The sequence below is a fragment of the Marinobacter aromaticivorans genome, from assembly GCF_002806975.1.
Lineage (GTDB): Bacteria > Pseudomonadota > Gammaproteobacteria > Pseudomonadales > Oleiphilaceae > Marinobacter > Marinobacter aromaticivorans.
The window spans coordinates 44833-59466 of record NZ_NIHD01000010.1; the positions used below are offsets into that span (position 1 = coordinate 44833).

23 protein-coding genes are annotated in these 14634 nt (G+C 56.9%); all 23 read left to right on the top strand.

Annotation, left to right across the window (positions count from 1 at the left end; translation table 11 throughout):
- Positions 1-24: 24 nt before the first annotated feature.
- The 23 genes from CDH48_RS19115 (at position 25) to CDH48_RS14435 (ending at position 14621) form a co-directional block, all read left to right on the top strand.
- Positions 25-723 carry a phage antirepressor KilAC domain-containing protein gene (locus CDH48_RS19115; protein WP_157807838.1) on the top strand — a complete coding sequence of 233 codons (699 nt, stop codon included), beginning with the start codon at positions 25-27 and terminating at the stop codon, positions 721-723.
- A complete protein-coding gene (locus CDH48_RS14330) occupies positions 723-1517 on the top strand; it encodes a conserved phage C-terminal domain-containing protein (RefSeq protein ID WP_100689426.1) in 795 nt (264 codons plus the stop codon). The genes CDH48_RS19115 and CDH48_RS14330 overlap by 1 nt, the downstream gene beginning before the upstream one ends.
- Complete coding sequence (locus CDH48_RS14335) at positions 1498-2331, top strand: ATP-binding protein (protein WP_100689427.1); 834 nt, start codon at positions 1498-1500, stop codon at positions 2329-2331. Before CDH48_RS14330 ends, CDH48_RS14335 begins: the two co-directional genes overlap by 20 nt.
- Positions 2328-2696, top strand: coding sequence for a hypothetical protein (locus tag CDH48_RS14340; protein ID WP_100689428.1), 369 nt, complete (start codon positions 2328-2330; stop codon positions 2694-2696). Before CDH48_RS14335 ends, CDH48_RS14340 begins: the two co-directional genes overlap by 4 nt.
- Positions 2693-3004 carry a hypothetical protein gene (locus CDH48_RS14345; RefSeq protein WP_100689429.1) on the top strand — a complete coding sequence of 104 codons (312 nt, stop codon included), beginning with the start codon at positions 2693-2695 and terminating at the stop codon, positions 3002-3004. Before CDH48_RS14340 ends, CDH48_RS14345 begins: the two co-directional genes overlap by 4 nt.
- A 1-nt stretch (position 3005) precedes the next feature.
- Positions 3006-3338, top strand: a complete 333-nt coding sequence (locus CDH48_RS14350) for a nuclease domain-containing protein (protein WP_100689430.1) — start codon at positions 3006-3008, stop codon at positions 3336-3338.
- Positions 3335-3757, top strand: coding sequence for a dATP/dGTP diphosphohydrolase domain-containing protein (locus tag CDH48_RS19220; protein ID WP_198515507.1), 423 nt, complete (start codon positions 3335-3337; stop codon positions 3755-3757). Before CDH48_RS14350 ends, CDH48_RS19220 begins: the two co-directional genes overlap by 4 nt.
- Complete coding sequence (locus CDH48_RS14360; protein ID WP_100689431.1) at positions 3747-3980, top strand: hypothetical protein; 234 nt, start codon at positions 3747-3749, stop codon at positions 3978-3980. The genes CDH48_RS19220 and CDH48_RS14360 overlap by 11 nt, the downstream gene beginning before the upstream one ends.
- Positions 3973-4215, top strand: coding sequence for a hypothetical protein (locus CDH48_RS14365; protein ID WP_100689432.1), 243 nt, complete (start codon positions 3973-3975; stop codon positions 4213-4215). Before CDH48_RS14360 ends, CDH48_RS14365 begins: the two co-directional genes overlap by 8 nt.
- Positions 4203-4613 carry a DUF2570 family protein gene (locus CDH48_RS14370; protein WP_100689433.1) on the top strand — a complete coding sequence of 137 codons (411 nt, stop codon included), beginning with the start codon at positions 4203-4205 and terminating at the stop codon, positions 4611-4613. The genes CDH48_RS14365 and CDH48_RS14370 overlap by 13 nt, the downstream gene beginning before the upstream one ends.
- Entirely contained in the window at positions 4558-4818 is a 261-nt protein-coding gene (lysC, locus tag CDH48_RS19780; RefSeq protein ID WP_455429681.1) for an Rz1-like lysis system protein LysC, read from the top strand. Before CDH48_RS14370 ends, lysC begins: the two co-directional genes overlap by 56 nt.
- 120 nt (positions 4819-4938) lie before the next feature.
- The gene (locus CDH48_RS14380) at positions 4939-5421 is read left to right on the top strand and encodes a DUF1441 family protein (protein WP_157807839.1); all 483 of its coding nucleotides are present in this window, start codon (positions 4939-4941) and stop codon (positions 5419-5421) included.
- Positions 5418-7508, top strand: a complete 2091-nt coding sequence (locus CDH48_RS14385; RefSeq protein ID WP_100689436.1) for a phage terminase large subunit family protein — start codon at positions 5418-5420, stop codon at positions 7506-7508. The genes CDH48_RS14380 and CDH48_RS14385 overlap by 4 nt, the downstream gene beginning before the upstream one ends.
- A complete protein-coding gene (locus CDH48_RS14390; RefSeq protein ID WP_157807840.1) occupies positions 7505-7798 on the top strand; it encodes a Mor transcription activator family protein in 294 nt (97 codons plus the stop codon). Before CDH48_RS14385 ends, CDH48_RS14390 begins: the two co-directional genes overlap by 4 nt.
- A gap of 81 nt (positions 7799-7879) precedes the next feature.
- Positions 7880-8113, top strand: coding sequence for a hypothetical protein (locus tag CDH48_RS14395; protein WP_100689438.1), 234 nt, complete (start codon positions 7880-7882; stop codon positions 8111-8113).
- Complete coding sequence (locus tag CDH48_RS14400; protein WP_100689439.1) at positions 8110-9639, top strand: phage portal protein; 1530 nt, start codon at positions 8110-8112, stop codon at positions 9637-9639. The genes CDH48_RS14395 and CDH48_RS14400 overlap by 4 nt, the downstream gene beginning before the upstream one ends.
- 78 nt (positions 9640-9717) lie before the next feature.
- Complete coding sequence (locus CDH48_RS14405) at positions 9718-11733, top strand: ClpP-like prohead protease/major capsid protein fusion protein (protein WP_100689440.1); 2016 nt, start codon at positions 9718-9720, stop codon at positions 11731-11733.
- A gap of 11 nt (positions 11734-11744) precedes the next feature.
- The gene (locus CDH48_RS14410) at positions 11745-12074 is read left to right on the top strand and encodes a DUF2190 family protein (protein ID WP_100689441.1); all 330 of its coding nucleotides are present in this window, start codon (positions 11745-11747) and stop codon (positions 12072-12074) included.
- 71 nt (positions 12075-12145) lie between these two features.
- The gene (locus CDH48_RS14415) at positions 12146-12580 is read left to right on the top strand and encodes a glycoside hydrolase family protein (RefSeq protein ID WP_100689442.1); all 435 of its coding nucleotides are present in this window, start codon (positions 12146-12148) and stop codon (positions 12578-12580) included.
- Positions 12577-13281 carry a hypothetical protein gene (locus CDH48_RS14420; protein ID WP_157807841.1) on the top strand — a complete coding sequence of 235 codons (705 nt, stop codon included), beginning with the start codon at positions 12577-12579 and terminating at the stop codon, positions 13279-13281. The genes CDH48_RS14415 and CDH48_RS14420 overlap by 4 nt, the downstream gene beginning before the upstream one ends.
- The gene (locus CDH48_RS14425; protein WP_100689444.1) at positions 13274-13561 is read left to right on the top strand and encodes a hypothetical protein; all 288 of its coding nucleotides are present in this window, start codon (positions 13274-13276) and stop codon (positions 13559-13561) included. The genes CDH48_RS14420 and CDH48_RS14425 overlap by 8 nt, the downstream gene beginning before the upstream one ends.
- The gene (locus tag CDH48_RS14430; RefSeq protein ID WP_100689445.1) at positions 13558-14169 is read left to right on the top strand and encodes a phage tail protein; all 612 of its coding nucleotides are present in this window, start codon (positions 13558-13560) and stop codon (positions 14167-14169) included. Before CDH48_RS14425 ends, CDH48_RS14430 begins: the two co-directional genes overlap by 4 nt.
- Positions 14166-14621, top strand: coding sequence for a hypothetical protein (locus CDH48_RS14435; protein ID WP_100689446.1), 456 nt, complete (start codon positions 14166-14168; stop codon positions 14619-14621). Before CDH48_RS14430 ends, CDH48_RS14435 begins: the two co-directional genes overlap by 4 nt.
- Positions 14622-14634 lie beyond the last annotated feature (13 nt).

Consider the following 14634-nt stretch of genomic DNA (forward strand, 5'->3'; position numbering starts at 1 on the left):
GGAAAGTCTCAAGAGGTAGATATTATGACTGATCTGATTTTAAGCGGCAACCGGGAGCAGATCACAATGAGCAGCCGAGAGATAGCCCGGGTTGTTGAGTCTCGGCACGACAACGTGCGCAGAACCATCGAAACCTTGGCTGCCCGGCAGGTAATCCAACTTCCTCAGTCTGAGGAAGTTAAAAACCATCTTGGCCAGACCGTTCGTGAGTACATGGTGGGCAAGCGCGACAGCTATGTGGTTGTCGCTCAGCTCTCGCCGGAGTTTACCGCCAAGCTGGTGGATCGCTGGCAGGAGCTTGAACAGAAAGCAACCGCCTCCCTGCCCGACTTCACCAACCCCGCCGTAGCCGCCCGAGCTTGGGCTGACGAAGTGGAAGGCAAGCAGGCCGCCCTTGCGCAGCTTGAGCAGTCACGCCCTTATGTCGAGTTTGCCAGGCAGGTTGAAGTATCGCCTGGCGCAATATCCGTCGCCGAAGCCGCCAAGATCATCGGATCAGGCCAAAACCGGCTTATGGCTTTTCTTCGCCAGAAAGGCTGGGTGTCTCGCCGAAATGAGCCCTATCAGAGAGTCATCGAGGCGGGCTATCTGGACGTGAAGGTAAACCGCTACAACGACCCAGATAGGGGGCTCAAGGATTCCCTAACCACGCTTGTTACCGGCAAAGGTCTGCGCAAGCTGCAGCAGATGTGGGCAACTCAGCAATCTTTGGAGCTTCAGTAATGAGTCTTATGCTTATGGCTCAGGCCTTTGGCGCTCAAGTTGGCAATGCAGCCCGAAAGCTGGTGCTGCTGAAGCTGGCGGATAACGCCAACGACCAAGGCGAATGCTGGCCTTCCTACCAGTACATAGCCGATCAGTGCGAGATCAGCCGCCGCAGCGCAATGGATCACATCGAAGAGCTGTGCAAATCTGGGTTGATTCAGAAGCGCTCTCGAAAGGGGCCAAAGGGCAACGCCACAAACATTTATATTGTCACGCTTGGTGGTGAAGATTCTGCACCAGATGGTGAAAATATTGCACCACCTAGTGAAAATTCTGCACCACCTAGTGAAACCGTTGCACCACCCCCTAGTGAAAATTCTGCACCCGGAATCAGTCACTCTTTTGAATCTGTCAGTGAACCTGTCAGTGAACCTAAAGACCTTGTCGGCAAACCCGACATTTCTGCTGAGGTGATCGAGTACCTGAATCGTGCGGCAGGAAGAAACTTTCGTCCCGTTCAGGCGAGTATCCGACTCATACGAGCCAGGGCCAAGGAGGGCGCAACTCTGAGCGACTTCAAGGCGGTTATTGACCGCAAGTGTGCAGAGTGGGCCAGGGATCCCCGGTTCTCGCAATATCTTCGCCCCGCAACTCTGTTCAACGCAGAGAAATTTAATAACTACCTGGGCCAGCTCAACGCGCCCATGCCCGCGAAATCTGCGAATGACCGGCCCCGCCACTCCGGGTTCAGTGAAATTGATTACAGCAAAGGCTTGAAGCAGGGGGTGCCCGATGGGGTCGCTAATTTCTGAAGTACTCGGCGTGCCCGATGAGCAAATGGACAAAATTCTTGGCATCGATGATCGCCGGAATGGTCTTTGCGAAACGCACGGTGATTTCATTGATCGTCACCACAGCGGCAAAGGCCGCGCATCTGAGGGCTGGGCTGGTTGCCCGCAGTGCGCGGAGGAGAGGCACCAAGAGCGCATGAGGGAGGAAGAATACCAGCGCCAAATGGAACTTATGCGCCAGCGCGCCCGGCGCTTCGTTGCTCAGAGCGGTATCCCGAAACGCTTTTCCGGAAAATCCTTTGACACCTATCGCCCGGTGAACGGGAAATCCGCCAGCATCCTGCGCAAAATCCGCGAATACAGCGACATTGTAAGCAGCGGTGAGCACGCTGGACGCTCTCTGATCCTTCTGGGCAATGTGGGAAACGGAAAAACTCACCTCGCCTGCGCTCTGCTGGAGGACGTAATCCTTCGCACCTGCAAGCCCGGGCACTACTGGACGTTTGCCGAACTGGTCAGGGATGTAAAGGCCAGCTGGCGGAAGAATTCCGAAGAAAGCGAGCAGGATGTTTATGATCGCTTCGCCAATTCAGAGCTGGCTATTCTCGATGAAGTGGGCATGCAGAACTTCACAGATTTTGAACAGACTGTGGCTTACGAGGCGGTCAATGCCCGTTACCTACTGGAAAAGCCCACCGTAGTCATCACCAACCTGCCCGCCAGCGAGCTCTCTATCTGCCTGGGTGAGCGTGTTGTTGATCGCCTACGTGAGAGTGGCGGCAAGGCGTTTGATTTTGACTGGGATTCATACCGTAGCAAAGGCGCAGAACAATGACCCACTACCAGAAACGGCTGAAGGCCCGTGAAGCAGCCCGGGAGTACATGGCTGGTGCAAAGCTCCGCCGTGACTCCGAGCAGCTGGCGGATAAGGTTCTGGCCGCCAAGTTTGGATGCAACGAAGTAACGATAAAGCGGGTTAAGAACCGTCTGCCCGTAGGCGTTCTGGATGAGGACGACCAAAAGCTGATCCGCTTATGCGCCCGGGAAAAGGCCGAACTGGATCAGAAAATAATCCGACTGACCAAAGCCGCGCTCAGCCGCCAGTACCAGGTAAGCCAAGAGGCCATCAACATTGAGCTTGATCTGATGGGCTTTAAAAGCTCGAGGGTTAAGCGCAAGAAAAAGGCAACCACAGCATGAAGAAGCGTTCAGGGCCATCACTCAGAAAAGAGAAACGACCCCTGAAGCGCTGTCCGCAATGCAATGGCCGTGGCGTTGTGAAGCCGATGTTTTATGAGCTGCCCTGCGACTATTGCGGCCACTCCGGAATGGTGTGCAAGGAGACAGGCGAACCGCTGGCGGAAGATGAACTGAGGCTGCAGCTAACCATTCGCCTGAGGGAGCAGCGAGAAGAGAACGCCAAACTCCGCCAGCAGCTGGCGGACGTAATGGCAGACAGAAACGACAGGGGCTATGGCGCTGCCGGTGCCCGGTACCACGGAGACTGAGATGCTGAAGAAGGCAATCCCCATAAAATCAAAGCACGTGCGCGATGCAGCTCGCGGACAGAGCTGCACCTTGCAAATCGTTGGCGCGTGCAATGGCCAGTGGGAGACCACTGTGCTGGCCCACCTACCTGACGAGAGCCACGGTATTGCCCGCAAAGCGGATGATCTGTCCGCCTGTTTCGCGTGTGACGCCTGCCACTCTGTGATCGATGGCCGGGCCAAGTGGCCAGGGCTTGAGCGTGACTATCAGGATTGGTATTTGCGCCGGGCCCAAATCCGCACCTGGCGAGTGCTTTTGGACATGGGAGTTCTGAGCATTAAGGGGGTAGCGTGACAGATACCTACGCAGTTACACCGGAAGAAGATGAGGCATGGGCCGAAGCGGAAAGGCGCATGGAGAACATCGGGCCTAACGGCAATGACGGCCTGCACTACAAGGGTCAGGAGCCTGGAAGAATCGAAGGCCTTGAGGCCCGGGGCATCAAGTACGACAGCGATAAGCCCATGATGGATCTGATACCGCCGTTGATGGAGATGGAGGTAGCCCGGGTGCTGACAGCTGGTGCTCAAAAATACAGCCCGGATAACTGGCGTCATGTCCCTGATCTTCGTCGTCGGTACATCGCCGCAGCCAAGCGCCACATTAACGCGCTATCCCAGGGCATAAAGAGGGATGAGGAGACAGGCCTGCACCATGCCGCACATGCAGTTTGCTGCTTGATGTTCCTTGGCGAGGTGGAGCTTGAGACCTGAGCACATTGCAGCCAACCGCCTGATTGACATTGCCCTCACCGGCAACCGGCAGGCCTACAAGACAGAGCTCAACAAGATCAGAGCGGGGAGCAGTGATGTGGCTTATGACAACATAACGAGGATGGCGGCACGGCAGTTCAAGATGCAGACGCAGGATTGCAGGTATTTCAGCTGGCGGGCGGAGTGGGTAAATGAACGAAAGCAGAGAGCGGTCAATGAGTGAGCATCCAGACCCAGAGCGCTACTGGAAGCATAGGCGTGCTGGCTATTACTACGGGATGGCCTGGGCATTTGCACAAACGCCATGGTGGGCAGTAATTGAGTTGCTCAGCCCGGGCTCTCTATCAGCCATGGGCGCAGTCATAGGCTGGTCATACGGCATAAGCGGTACTCTGATAGTCAGCTACTACGGGGGCAACATGGCGCAGGAAGTAGCGAAAGCGAAATGGGGACGATGATGATACTCGATGCATTAACCGGCAAGGCCCTGCCCTATGTCGTCAGCGTGGTTGTGCTGCTGCTCTCAACGATGTCTGGAGTGATCTGGCTACTGATGCAGGAGCGCGACAGCCTGAACGAGAGCCTGGGCACACTGGAGCAGGCAAACAAGCAGTACACCGAAACCATCCAACTCAACGCCACAGATTACGATGCACTCCAGGCCGAACTCCAGTTGCGTGATTCCCTGGTATCCCAGGCACTCCAAGCCCAGCAGCAAGCAGAAAGGAAAGCCAATGAGACAGCCGAAAGACTGCGCAAGGCATTGCAGGCTGATGTCTGCGCTAACACTCGCCACCCTGATGCTGTTACTAACAGCCTGCGCCGCCAGCCCACCGGTAGTAAGGACGAAGACTGAGTATGTCTATCCGCCAGCTGCACTCATCCAGCCAACACCGGCACCCTATTACACCGGGAAGACTTGGGGTGATGTGGCGGAGCATTGTGTTCGTGTCGAGTCTGCGCTGGATCAATGCAACGCGGATAAAAAAACTTTGCGCGAGTGGAAATCTTCCGGAAAAACTTTGCGCGAAAAAAAATCAAAAGGTACTCCTGAGCCTTAGCGGCGTACGGGGGCGCGGAATCGCGGATTTCGAGAGTTTTTTGAAAATCATAGGGTTGTTGTTGGGGTCTGGCCGGTGAAGCAGGTAGTGCGGTTATCCAAAGCTGAACAACTGAGACGCTTGAACAAATCTGAGCTGGCAGAATTCTTCGGAGTTTCTGTTCAGGCGGTGGATGGCTGGTGCCGCCGGAACTGCCCGGTAATTGAGCGTGGCGCCCCAGGCAGGCCGTGGGCCTTTGATGCCGTCGAAGTGGCCAAGTGGCGGTTTGGTGTTAAGGATGCGCCGGAAGGTATCGACCCCGACGAGATGCTGCCCAGCGACCGCAAGGCCTGGTATGAATCTGAAACCAAGCGCCGAGCGCTCCAGGTGCAAGACCGTGAGCTTATCCCCGCGCAAGAAGTGGAGCGCGTAGTGGCCACAGCGTTCAGCGCCATTGCCCAGGGCCTGCGCAGTCTGCCAGACAACATCGAGCGCCGCACCGGCTGCACGCCAGACATCGTTGAGGCCATCGACATTGCCCTCGATGCCGAAATGGACGCGCTGGCGGACAAGCTCACTGAGCTGGTGGCGTTGGATCTTGAAGAAGAGGTAACACCCGCATGAGCAGCTATGGCGCCGCACTCCCGATCATAACCGCCGCTGCTGAAGCGTTCCGACCAGCCCGCCGGGTGCCAGTTGCTGACGGCGCGGCTGAAACCCTGCGCATCGTCCAGCCCGGCGGATACACAGGCTATTGGTCAGCAAAAGAAACTCCGTACATGATCGAGCCCATGAACATGCTGGCCAGCCGCAAGCATGAGGCTGTTGTGTTCGTGGGGCCTGCCAGATCTGGCAAAACCATGGGGCTGCTGGATGCCTGGGTGACCTACGCAGTCACCTGTGATCCCGGTGATATGCTTATTGTTCAGATGACGCAGGATAAGGCCAGGGACTACTCAAAAACCCGGATCGACCGAGCCATCCGCCACAGCCCGAAAATGGCCGACCTGCTCAGCCTGCGCGGGCAAGATGACAACACCCACGACAAGTTATTCCGGCACGGCATGTGGCTCAAGATCGGCTGGCCCTCTGCCTCGCAGCTGTCATCGAGCGATTACCGGTACGTTGCCCTGACCGATTACGACCGCATGCCGGACAACGTGGACGGCGAGGGCTCCGCCTACCAGCTTGGGCTGAAACGTACCACCACATTCCTCAGCCGCGGAATGTGCATGGTGGAATCCTCCCCAGGTAAGCCCATCACTGACCCTAACTACAGGCTCGAAACCGACCACGAAGCGCCGCCCGCTGGCGGCATTCTGGGCATCTACAACCGAGGCGACCGCCGCCAATCCTACTGGCCGTGCGTCCATTGCGGTGAGTTCTTCCGAGTAAAGCCGGGCCTTGGGCTGTTCGCGAGCCTGCCCAGTGAAAACGACCTGCTGAAGCTTGTGCGCAGTGCCGATCTGTCGGCCTTGGCCACCGAGCATGCCGTGGTGTTCTGCCCGCATTGCGGTTCCGGTGCCGATTCCCGCGAGAAGAACCGCATGCTGCAGGGCGGGCATTGGTTGCGTGATGGCCAGGAGATCAGCAAGTCTGGCCTGAAATCTGATGGCGGCATACATTCCAGCATTGCCAGCTATTGGCTTGGCGGCGCGTCAGCTGCTTATCAGTCCTGGAACAATCTCATCCTCCGGTATCTGCAAGCGCTGCGTAGCTACTCATCGGCAGGTGATGAAGAATCCTTGCGGGTAACCATCAACACAGACCAAGCCATGCCGTACCTGCCAATGGCCATCCGTGAGGAGTCACAGCGCGGCGAGCTAGCAGACATGGCCGAAGACTTCCCCCGGTACCAGGTACCAGAAAACGCCCGCTTCCTGATCGCCAGCGCAGACGTTCAGGGCGGCCAAAACTCTCGGTTTGTTGTCCAGGTACACGCATTCGGCCCGCACATGGAGCAGTGGCTGATCGACCGCTACGAAATTAAAGACAGTGGCCGCCCCGGCGTAGGCGGCGAGATGTCCCCAATTGATCCGGCAAGCTATCCGGAAGACTGGGACATGCTCACAGAAAAAGTCATCAAAGCGACCTATCGAACAACGCAAGAAGGGCAGGAGCTCCGGGTGCGCTTACTGGTTGCCGACTCCGGCGGTGAAGATGGCGTAACCGAAAATGCAAAACGCTGGTGGCGACGGTTGCGCCGTGAAGGCCTGGGCGACAAGGCCCGGCTTTACAAAGGCGGCAGCGCCGCAGGTGCGGCCATCCTGAAACGAACCCGCATAGGCAGCGAATCCCGTAAAGACGTACACCAGCTGCTGTGCAACCCCAACCTGCTGAAAGACGCGGTATTCAATGCCAGCCGAAGGGCGACCGATGGTAATTCGCGCCTGCATTTCCCTACCTGGCTGGGGGCCTACTTCTGGGACGAGATGCGGGCCGAAATCCGCGAGCCAAACGGCAAATACCGCAAAATTCGCAAGCGCAACGAAGCCATCGACCTTTGCGCCATGATCTGGGCGGGTGCCCTGCACCTGGGCGCCGACCGCATTAACTGGGACAACCCAGCGCAGCCCTGGGCCCGGCCCATCGAGCACAACTCCGAACGCGAAAGCTCAGACGAGCGCCGCGCCCGCCAACCCATACAAAAACAACGCCCGGCACCAAAGCCCCGGGGTATTGGAAAATCAGACTGGAGTGGACGACTGTGATTAGCGACCTGAACTGTGATACCGATACAGCGGTTGAGTTGCACCGAATCCTCACTGCATCGATTATCCGCGGCTTTGCGCTAACGGAATCAGCGGCAGCAGTGTTGGCGGATCAGATCACCGTAGAGATGCGCCGGGAAGCTGGCGGTGGCCCCATCTACATTCCAGGCCCAAACCGCGAAGCCCGTAACGCTAAAATACGCGCCGCCTTCCGGGGCAACAATCACGACGAGCTGGCGAAGGAGTTTAATCTCTCACGAAGGCAGGTTGAGCGGATCGTTAACCGCTGACTCTGCGACAACCCACACCTAAGAATGTAAAAATCCGTCTGGCAAAATCTGGCACCACGCAACCAGATTGGATAGCTTAAAATGACGACGCCGACAGCTTCAGAAATGCTCGCAAAATATCTGGCAGCAGAAGCTGCCGTTCTTCAGGGCCGCGATATACAGTTTGAGGGTCGCCGGGTTTCCAGATCCGACCTGCCCGACATCATCAAAGGCCGAAAAGAATGGGAGCAGCGCGTCATTGCCGAGCGCCGCCGCGCTTCTGGCGCTCCCACCTTTGGCGGCCTAGGCTTTTCCGTAGCGAGGCTGGACCAATGAGTAAACGCCCACAGCCAACAGTCACCGACCGCATTGTTAACTGGTTCAATCCTGTAAGCGGCCTGAAGCGCATGCAGGCCAGGCAGGTTCAGGCCTACTACGAAGCTGCAAAACCAGACCGCACCCGCAAGTTCCGGCGCGATACCGGGGGCCCAAACGTGCAAACGCAACAGGGGGCCGTCGCAATCCGCAACCAGGCGCGGCACTTGGAGCAAAACCACGATATTGCCCGGGGCATCCTGCGCACGTTAATGACTAACATCGTTGGCCCCAAAGGCATCGGAATAGAGCCGCAGCCCCGCACAAAAGACGGAAAAATTCACAAAGAATACGCCGCCGCACTACTGGAAGCGTGGCGCGACTGGCAAACAAAGCCTGATGTTACCGGTCAATACCACTGGGCCCGTATCCAGCGCATGCTGGTAAAGACCTGGTTGCGAGATGGCGAGGCGTTTGTCCAGCTGCTGAGCGGCCCCGTGCCTCTGCTGGATCACGGAACTAAAATTCCGTTTTCGCTCGAAATCTTTGAGCCAGACATGGTGCCCTACTCACTCAACGACACACGCCTGGGCATTCGGCAAGGTATAGAGCTCAACGCCTGGGGAAAACCAAGGGCGTACTGGGTACACAAGCAGCACCCCACAGACGGCATTGTGATGCTGTCCAGCAACAACACCAAACCTGTACCAGCAAGCCGGATCCTGCATATAGCATCAACCGACCGTATCGGCCAGATTCGTGGTGTGTCCGAATTTGCGAGCGTTATTACCCGGCTAGAAGACATCAAGGATTATGAAGAGTCCGAGCGAGTAGCCGCCAAAATCTCGGCCATGCTCACCGCCTACGTGAAGCGCGGCAACCCTGAAATGCTGGATCCGGATACCCTGCCCAGGGACAGCGAGGGCAACATTGCGCCCCGGGAAATCAGCATGCAGCCGGGCACGATCGTGGACACGCTGGAAGTGGGCGAAGAAATCGGCCTGATTGACTCCAAGCGCCCGAACCCGAACCTGATTACCTTCCGTCAGGGCCAGCTCAAAGCCTTGGCAGCGGGCGTAGGCGCAACCTACAGCAGCGTGGCCAGAGACTACAACGGCACGTTCAGCGCGCAGCGTCAGGAATTGATTGAGCAATGGAGCAACTACGCCACGCTTACAGACGAGTTTGTGGGCAACATCATTCAGCCGATTTGGGAAGCGTTTGTAAGGGCGGCTGCTCTTTCCGGCGTAGTCCCCGTACCCAAAGGGCTGAAAGAAGGATCTGCTGACGATGCTCTATTCATCGGCCAGTCCATGCCGTGGATTGACCCCCTGAAAGAAGCCAACGGCTGGGCCACCCTGGTACGCGCCGGCTTTGCCTCTGAAACTGAGGTCATGCGCAAGCGAGGCGTTAACCCGCTGGACGTGCTGGACCAGATCCAGAAGTTCCGGAACGATGCCAAGGATCGTGATCTCGTGTTTGATTCTGATGCAGCCTGGAAGGTCGTCAGTGAAAACATTTATTCGGACAGCTCCGATGAAGACTGAAATTGACGACAAGTTAGACTAAAACCGCGCATCAGCGCTTGGAACCATAGCAGCATCCAAAAACCAAGGGATGCTGTTATGCCTTCCAAGCACAACCCATTCTCGATCAAAGCCCTCGCCAACAATGCCGTCGAAATCTTCATTTATGGCGACATTGGCGACAGCTGGGACGACGAAAGCACTACTGCAGCCAGATTTGTAAAAGACCTGGCTGCCCTCGAAGCCGATGCAATCACGCTGCGCATCAACTCCCCTGGCGGCTCAGTAACAGACGGCCTCGCCATTTATAACGCCCTCAAGCGCCATCCTGCCACTGTAACCGTGGAGATCGACGGCATTGCAGCCAGCATTGCCAGCCTGATTGCCATGGCCGGCGACACGGTAAACATGGCCAGCAATGCGCTGTATATGATCCACGCGCCCTGGGGTTTCAGCATCGGCAACGCCAACGAAATGCGCGACATGGCAGACACCATGGACAAGTTTGCCAGCGCCATGGCTGAAGCTTACGCAGATGGTACAGGCAAAGAGGCTTCCGAGTTCATGGCCCTGATGTCTGATGGCAAAGACCACTGGTATACCGCCGCCGAAGCTGAAGCGGCTGGATATGTTAACCAGGTAACCGAAGCCCTTCCAATCGCAGCCAGCATCGAGAAAACGTTCGATCTCACCCGCTTTCCGAAATTCGCGAAGCAAGCACCAGCGGCAGCCGCCGCAATCAAACCAGAGGAACCAGCTATGCCTGATCCCGTAAAGAAGCCGGCGGCAGAACCGCAGGCCACGGCCCCTACTGAGCCCGAAATCCGCGCCAAGCTGCAGCAGGAAGAAACTGCACGCCGCGAAGGCATAAATGCAAAGTTCGACCTGTTCAAAGGCCGTGAAGACCTAGCGGAGCTGAAAGCTGCCTGCCTGGATGATTTCAAGGTAACTGCTGAGCAGGCTGGCGAAAAGATTCTTGCCAAGCTGGCGGAAGGATCTGAGCCAATCCAAGGCCGAGTGACCGTGGTTGAGGACGAGCGCGACGTTAAGCGTGCGGCTGCAGTAGAGGCCATCATGGCCCGGGCCGGTGTAAACGGCATCAAAGCGGATCGCAACAACCCGTACCGCGGTTACAAGCTCCTGGATATTGCCAAAGACTCTCTTGAGGCTTCCGGCTCCAGCACCCGCGGTCTCGACCAGATGAAGATTGTGGCCAACGCCTTTACTCAGGGCACCAGTGATTTCCCGGTGATCCTGGAAGACGCCATGCACAAAACGCTGCAGACCTCCTACGCCTCAGCATCTGACACATGGTCGCGCTTCTGCGCTACTGGCTCAGTAAGCGATTTCCGCGCCCATAGCCGCTACCGCCTGGGAAGCCTGGGTAATCTGGACAGCCTGAACGAGCACGGCGAGTACAAGTACAAGGCCATCCCAGACGGCGAGAAAGCCACCATTCAGGCAGACACTGTTGGCAACATCATTTCACTGACCCGCAAGGCGATTGTGAATGATGACCTGAGCGCCTTCATCGGCCTGGCCAACATGCTTGGTCGCGCAGCTGCCCGCACCATCGAAGCCACGGTCTATGCCCTGCTAGCGGAAAACAGCGGTAAAGGCCCAACTATGGACGATGGCAAGAGCCTGTTCCATGCCGACCACGGCAATATCGGCACCGCCGGCGGACTTTCGGTCGCAACCCTGGAAGCCATGCGCGTACTGATGGCTAGCCAAAAAGACATCAGCGGCAATGACTTCCTCGACCTGCGCCCGGCAAACCTGCTGGTACCCATGGGCCTTGGCGGCACAGCCCGCGTTATCAATAGCGCTGAGTACGACCCCGACACCAGCGGCAAGATGCAGCGCCCGAACATGGTTCGCGGCCTGTTCTCCGATGTGATCGACACCCCACGCCTGAGTGGTACCGGCTTCTACACCTTTGCTTCTCCCACGGAAGCACCGGTTATCGAAGTTGCATTCCTCGACGGCAACCAAGAGCCCTACCTCGAAATGCAAGAAGGTTTCGACGTAGATGGCACCAAGTACAAAGTGCGCCATGACTTCGGTGTGGCCGCGCTGGACTACCGTGGTGCTGCGTACAACGCCGGACAATAAGGAGAACTGACATGGCTACAAATTTCGTTCAGCCGGGTCAGGTTTTGACCCTCACCGCCCCTTCCGGCGGAGTAACTTCCGGCACTGGCAAGCTGATTGGCTCGCTGTTCGTAGTTGCGCTTCATGATGCTGCAGCTGGTGAGTCATTCGAAGGCCAGCTGACCGGTGTATGGCGCCTGCCAAAAACCTCAGCTCAGGCATGGACTGAAGGAGCTGCGATCTATTGGGACGGCAGCAAGGCGACTACTGCAGACGGATCAGGTTCAAACGCCCTGATCGGCCACGCAGCATCCGCAGCCGCAAACCCATCAGCCACCGGCCTGGTGCGCCTCAGCGCATAACCAGTGGCCTTTTACAGCGCCTTGTTTCGGCAGGGCGCTGCATAAAGGCCATTAAGCAAATAAGGGTCACAATGAACCGAGCATTGCTGAGATCACAACTCGAAAAACACGAAGGCCTGCGCCTGAAACCCTACCTGGACACTGTGGGCAAGCTGACAGTTGGCTATGGCCGAAACCTCGATGACGTTGGCATAACCCGCGACGAAGCGGATTTCATGTTGGATAACGACATCGAGGCAGTGGAGCGCCAGCTTGAGACCGTCTCCGAGTATCGAGCCCTTGATCCAGTGCGCCAAACCGTGATCGCGAACATGTGTTTTAACCTCGGATTTCGAGGCCTGATCGGATTCAAGAGAATGTGGGCCGCAATTGGGCAGGGCAACTACAAAAGAGCCGCTTCCGAGATGCTTAACAGCAAGTGGGCCCGCCAAGTAGGCACCCGTGCCACAGAGCTGGCGGACGTAATGCGCACCGGCAAAGTTAAAGCCCAGGAGCATAGCGAGTGACAAAGATATCGGACGCCTTGGATCACGTACTACCCCAGCCCCCACCTGCCCGGAGAATGAACCGCCGGGAGATCATAGGGCCGGTGGTGCTTGGTGCTCTGATATCAGCATTCGTTGCCATGGCAGGCATGCATGCCACTTACAAAGGCCAGCAGAAAGAAGCAGAGGTTGAGATTTTCAAGGTTGTCCACGCCCGCATGCAGGAGCTGGAAAAGAGCCTCGATAACGTCAAGGCCGACAATCTGAGGCTGACCGCCCAGGTGCTGGAGCTGCAAATGCAGTCTCGTTCAGAGATGAGCGCACACGCCTACTTCTCGGAGTTTCTGCGCAGCTTTCCGCGCCCGGCCTGGGTAAAAAAGATTGAAGTGGCCCCAGACGGTTCTGTTGAGTTCCCCGTTTACCTCATCAACACGCGATATGAGTACATGCACGGGATCACGAATAAACGCTTCCAGGGCAAAACCGCTGATGAAGTTTACGATCCTGCTATCTCTGAAGTCTTCCGGCAGTCGGATAAGGATGTATACCTGACCAAGGGCAGTATCACGAAGATCGAGCAATACCCGGCCAATTTTCGGAAGCCGGTATCGCCTAGTAACCCTACCAGGCCGCACCAGGTCATAAAGTTTTACATCCAGTTCCGAAGTGGTGAGGAATTCATTTTCGGCCAATCCACACCGGTGGAGGGCTCCGATGATTGACCTGGCCCGGGAAACTGCAGAGATCTGCATGGATATGTTCGGTGAGGGGATCATCTATAACGGCGAAGAAAAAAGAGCAATTGCCAACGTCGAGATGATTGAGCTCTCTGGATACGAGCAAGCGGTTGAGCAACGAATGACCATCAGCATTCTGACTGCGGACTACCCGGCGATCACACCTGGGGCGCTGGTTGAGGTTCGTAGCAAATCGTACCGGGTCGATCAACAGATGGAAACGCAAGACGACCCGAACATCATGGTGAAACTGGTGCTGCGATGAGCTACAGCATAAATACCAAAGACATCAGTAATGCCACCGGGCTGCTCCGGGGTGCAGTGCGCGCTGTTGAGAAGGCCCAGATGCGTGCGATCAACCGAACTGCCAGCAAAACACGCACAGCGGCCAGCAAGGCGATCCGGAAGGATGTCAGGCTCAAGGCCAGCTACGTAAACGAAAACCTGAAGGTAAGCCGGAAAGCATCAATCAACAACCCAGAGGCAGTTATCACTGGCCGTAAGCGCCCCACCCGCCTGGCCCGGTACGGTGCCAAACAAATGAGTCGTGTGGCAAAGCAGGCATCCGGCGATACGTCCCGCGGCATTGCCTCTGGCAGAAAGCAGGCCGGTGTATCCGTTGCAGTCAAGAAAGGCGGCAGCCGAAAAAAAATGCGCAAAGCCTTTCTGATCCCTCTGAAGGGCTCAAACGTCATGGGTGTTTTTGTCCGTACAGGGCGCGGCAAGAAAGACATCAAACACCTGTACGGCCCATCGGTTGACCAAGTGTTTCGTGCGGTTCGCACTGATCTGAAGCCACAAATCCGCCGCAACCTGGTAACCGAGTACGAGCGCCAGCTGGCCAACGCACTCAGGCAGGAGTTGAAACGATGAGCCGCGGAACCGAACTCACAGACAGAATCATGCTGGCCCTCTCCGAGATAACACTGGCTGGCGGCTATCAAACAGATGCGGGGCAGCGCGTAAAGCGAGGCAGGCCAGAAAGCCTGCAACTGAAAAGCTCTGATCTGCCCATGATTTCAGTCAGCACGGAAATCAACGCCCCCGAAGCCGTCAAGCCGCGCACTGTTCGCAAGCTACGCAGCGTTGAAATTGTCGGAATGGTCGATGCCGCCGACCGCGATTATGAGCCGGACCTGGACAGCCTTGATGAAGATATATCGATAGCGCTGGCAAAGCTCACCGGTATTGATGAGCTGCCGGGCACGCTGTCACTGGAAATCTCCGGCGGGGAGTACCGGCACCCCGATAGCGGATCAAACATAGCCGGCGTTACGCACACGGTCACGATTGGCTATGTGCTGACAACCAAACCCCAGCCATAAAGAGGAACATCAC

Bases quoted from the DNA above. Each gene is read 5' to 3' on its own strand.
- CDH48_RS14410 (WP_100689441.1), top strand. From the start codon at position 11,745: ATGGCTACAAATTTCGTTCAGCCGGGTCAGGTTTTGACCCTCACCGCC.
- CDH48_RS14350 (WP_100689430.1), top strand. From the start codon at position 3,006: ATGCTGAAGAAGGCAATCCCCATAAAATCAAAGCACGTGCGCGATGCA.
- CDH48_RS14330 (WP_100689426.1), top strand. From the start codon at position 723: ATGAGTCTTATGCTTATGGCTCAGGCCTTTGGCGCTCAAGTTGGCAAT.
- CDH48_RS14425 (WP_100689444.1), top strand. From the start codon at position 13,274: ATGATTGACCTGGCCCGGGAAACTGCAGAGATCTGCATGGATATGTTC.
- CDH48_RS14395 (WP_100689438.1), top strand. From the start codon at position 7,880: ATGACGACGCCGACAGCTTCAGAAATGCTCGCAAAATATCTGGCAGCA.
- CDH48_RS19115 (WP_157807838.1), top strand. From the start codon at position 25: ATGACTGATCTGATTTTAAGCGGCAACCGGGAGCAGATCACAATGAGC.
- CDH48_RS14335 (WP_100689427.1), top strand. From the start codon at position 1,498: ATGGGGTCGCTAATTTCTGAAGTACTCGGCGTGCCCGATGAGCAAATG.
- CDH48_RS14435 (WP_100689446.1), top strand. From the start codon at position 14,166: ATGAGCCGCGGAACCGAACTCACAGACAGAATCATGCTGGCCCTCTCC.
- lysC (WP_455429681.1), top strand. From the start codon at position 4,558: ATGCTGTTACTAACAGCCTGCGCCGCCAGCCCACCGGTAGTAAGGACG.
- CDH48_RS14370 (WP_100689433.1), top strand. From the start codon at position 4,203: ATGGGGACGATGATGATACTCGATGCATTAACCGGCAAGGCCCTGCCC.
- CDH48_RS14415 (WP_100689442.1), top strand. From the start codon at position 12,146: ATGAACCGAGCATTGCTGAGATCACAACTCGAAAAACACGAAGGCCTG.
- CDH48_RS14405 (WP_100689440.1), top strand. From the start codon at position 9,718: ATGCCTTCCAAGCACAACCCATTCTCGATCAAAGCCCTCGCCAACAAT.
- CDH48_RS14430 (WP_100689445.1), top strand. From the start codon at position 13,558: ATGAGCTACAGCATAAATACCAAAGACATCAGTAATGCCACCGGGCTG.
- CDH48_RS14345 (WP_100689429.1), top strand. From the start codon at position 2,693: ATGAAGAAGCGTTCAGGGCCATCACTCAGAAAAGAGAAACGACCCCTG.
- CDH48_RS14365 (WP_100689432.1), top strand. From the start codon at position 3,973: ATGAGTGAGCATCCAGACCCAGAGCGCTACTGGAAGCATAGGCGTGCT.
- CDH48_RS14340 (WP_100689428.1), top strand. From the start codon at position 2,328: ATGACCCACTACCAGAAACGGCTGAAGGCCCGTGAAGCAGCCCGGGAG.
- CDH48_RS14400 (WP_100689439.1), top strand. From the start codon at position 8,110: ATGAGTAAACGCCCACAGCCAACAGTCACCGACCGCATTGTTAACTGG.
- CDH48_RS14385 (WP_100689436.1), top strand. From the start codon at position 5,418: ATGAGCAGCTATGGCGCCGCACTCCCGATCATAACCGCCGCTGCTGAA.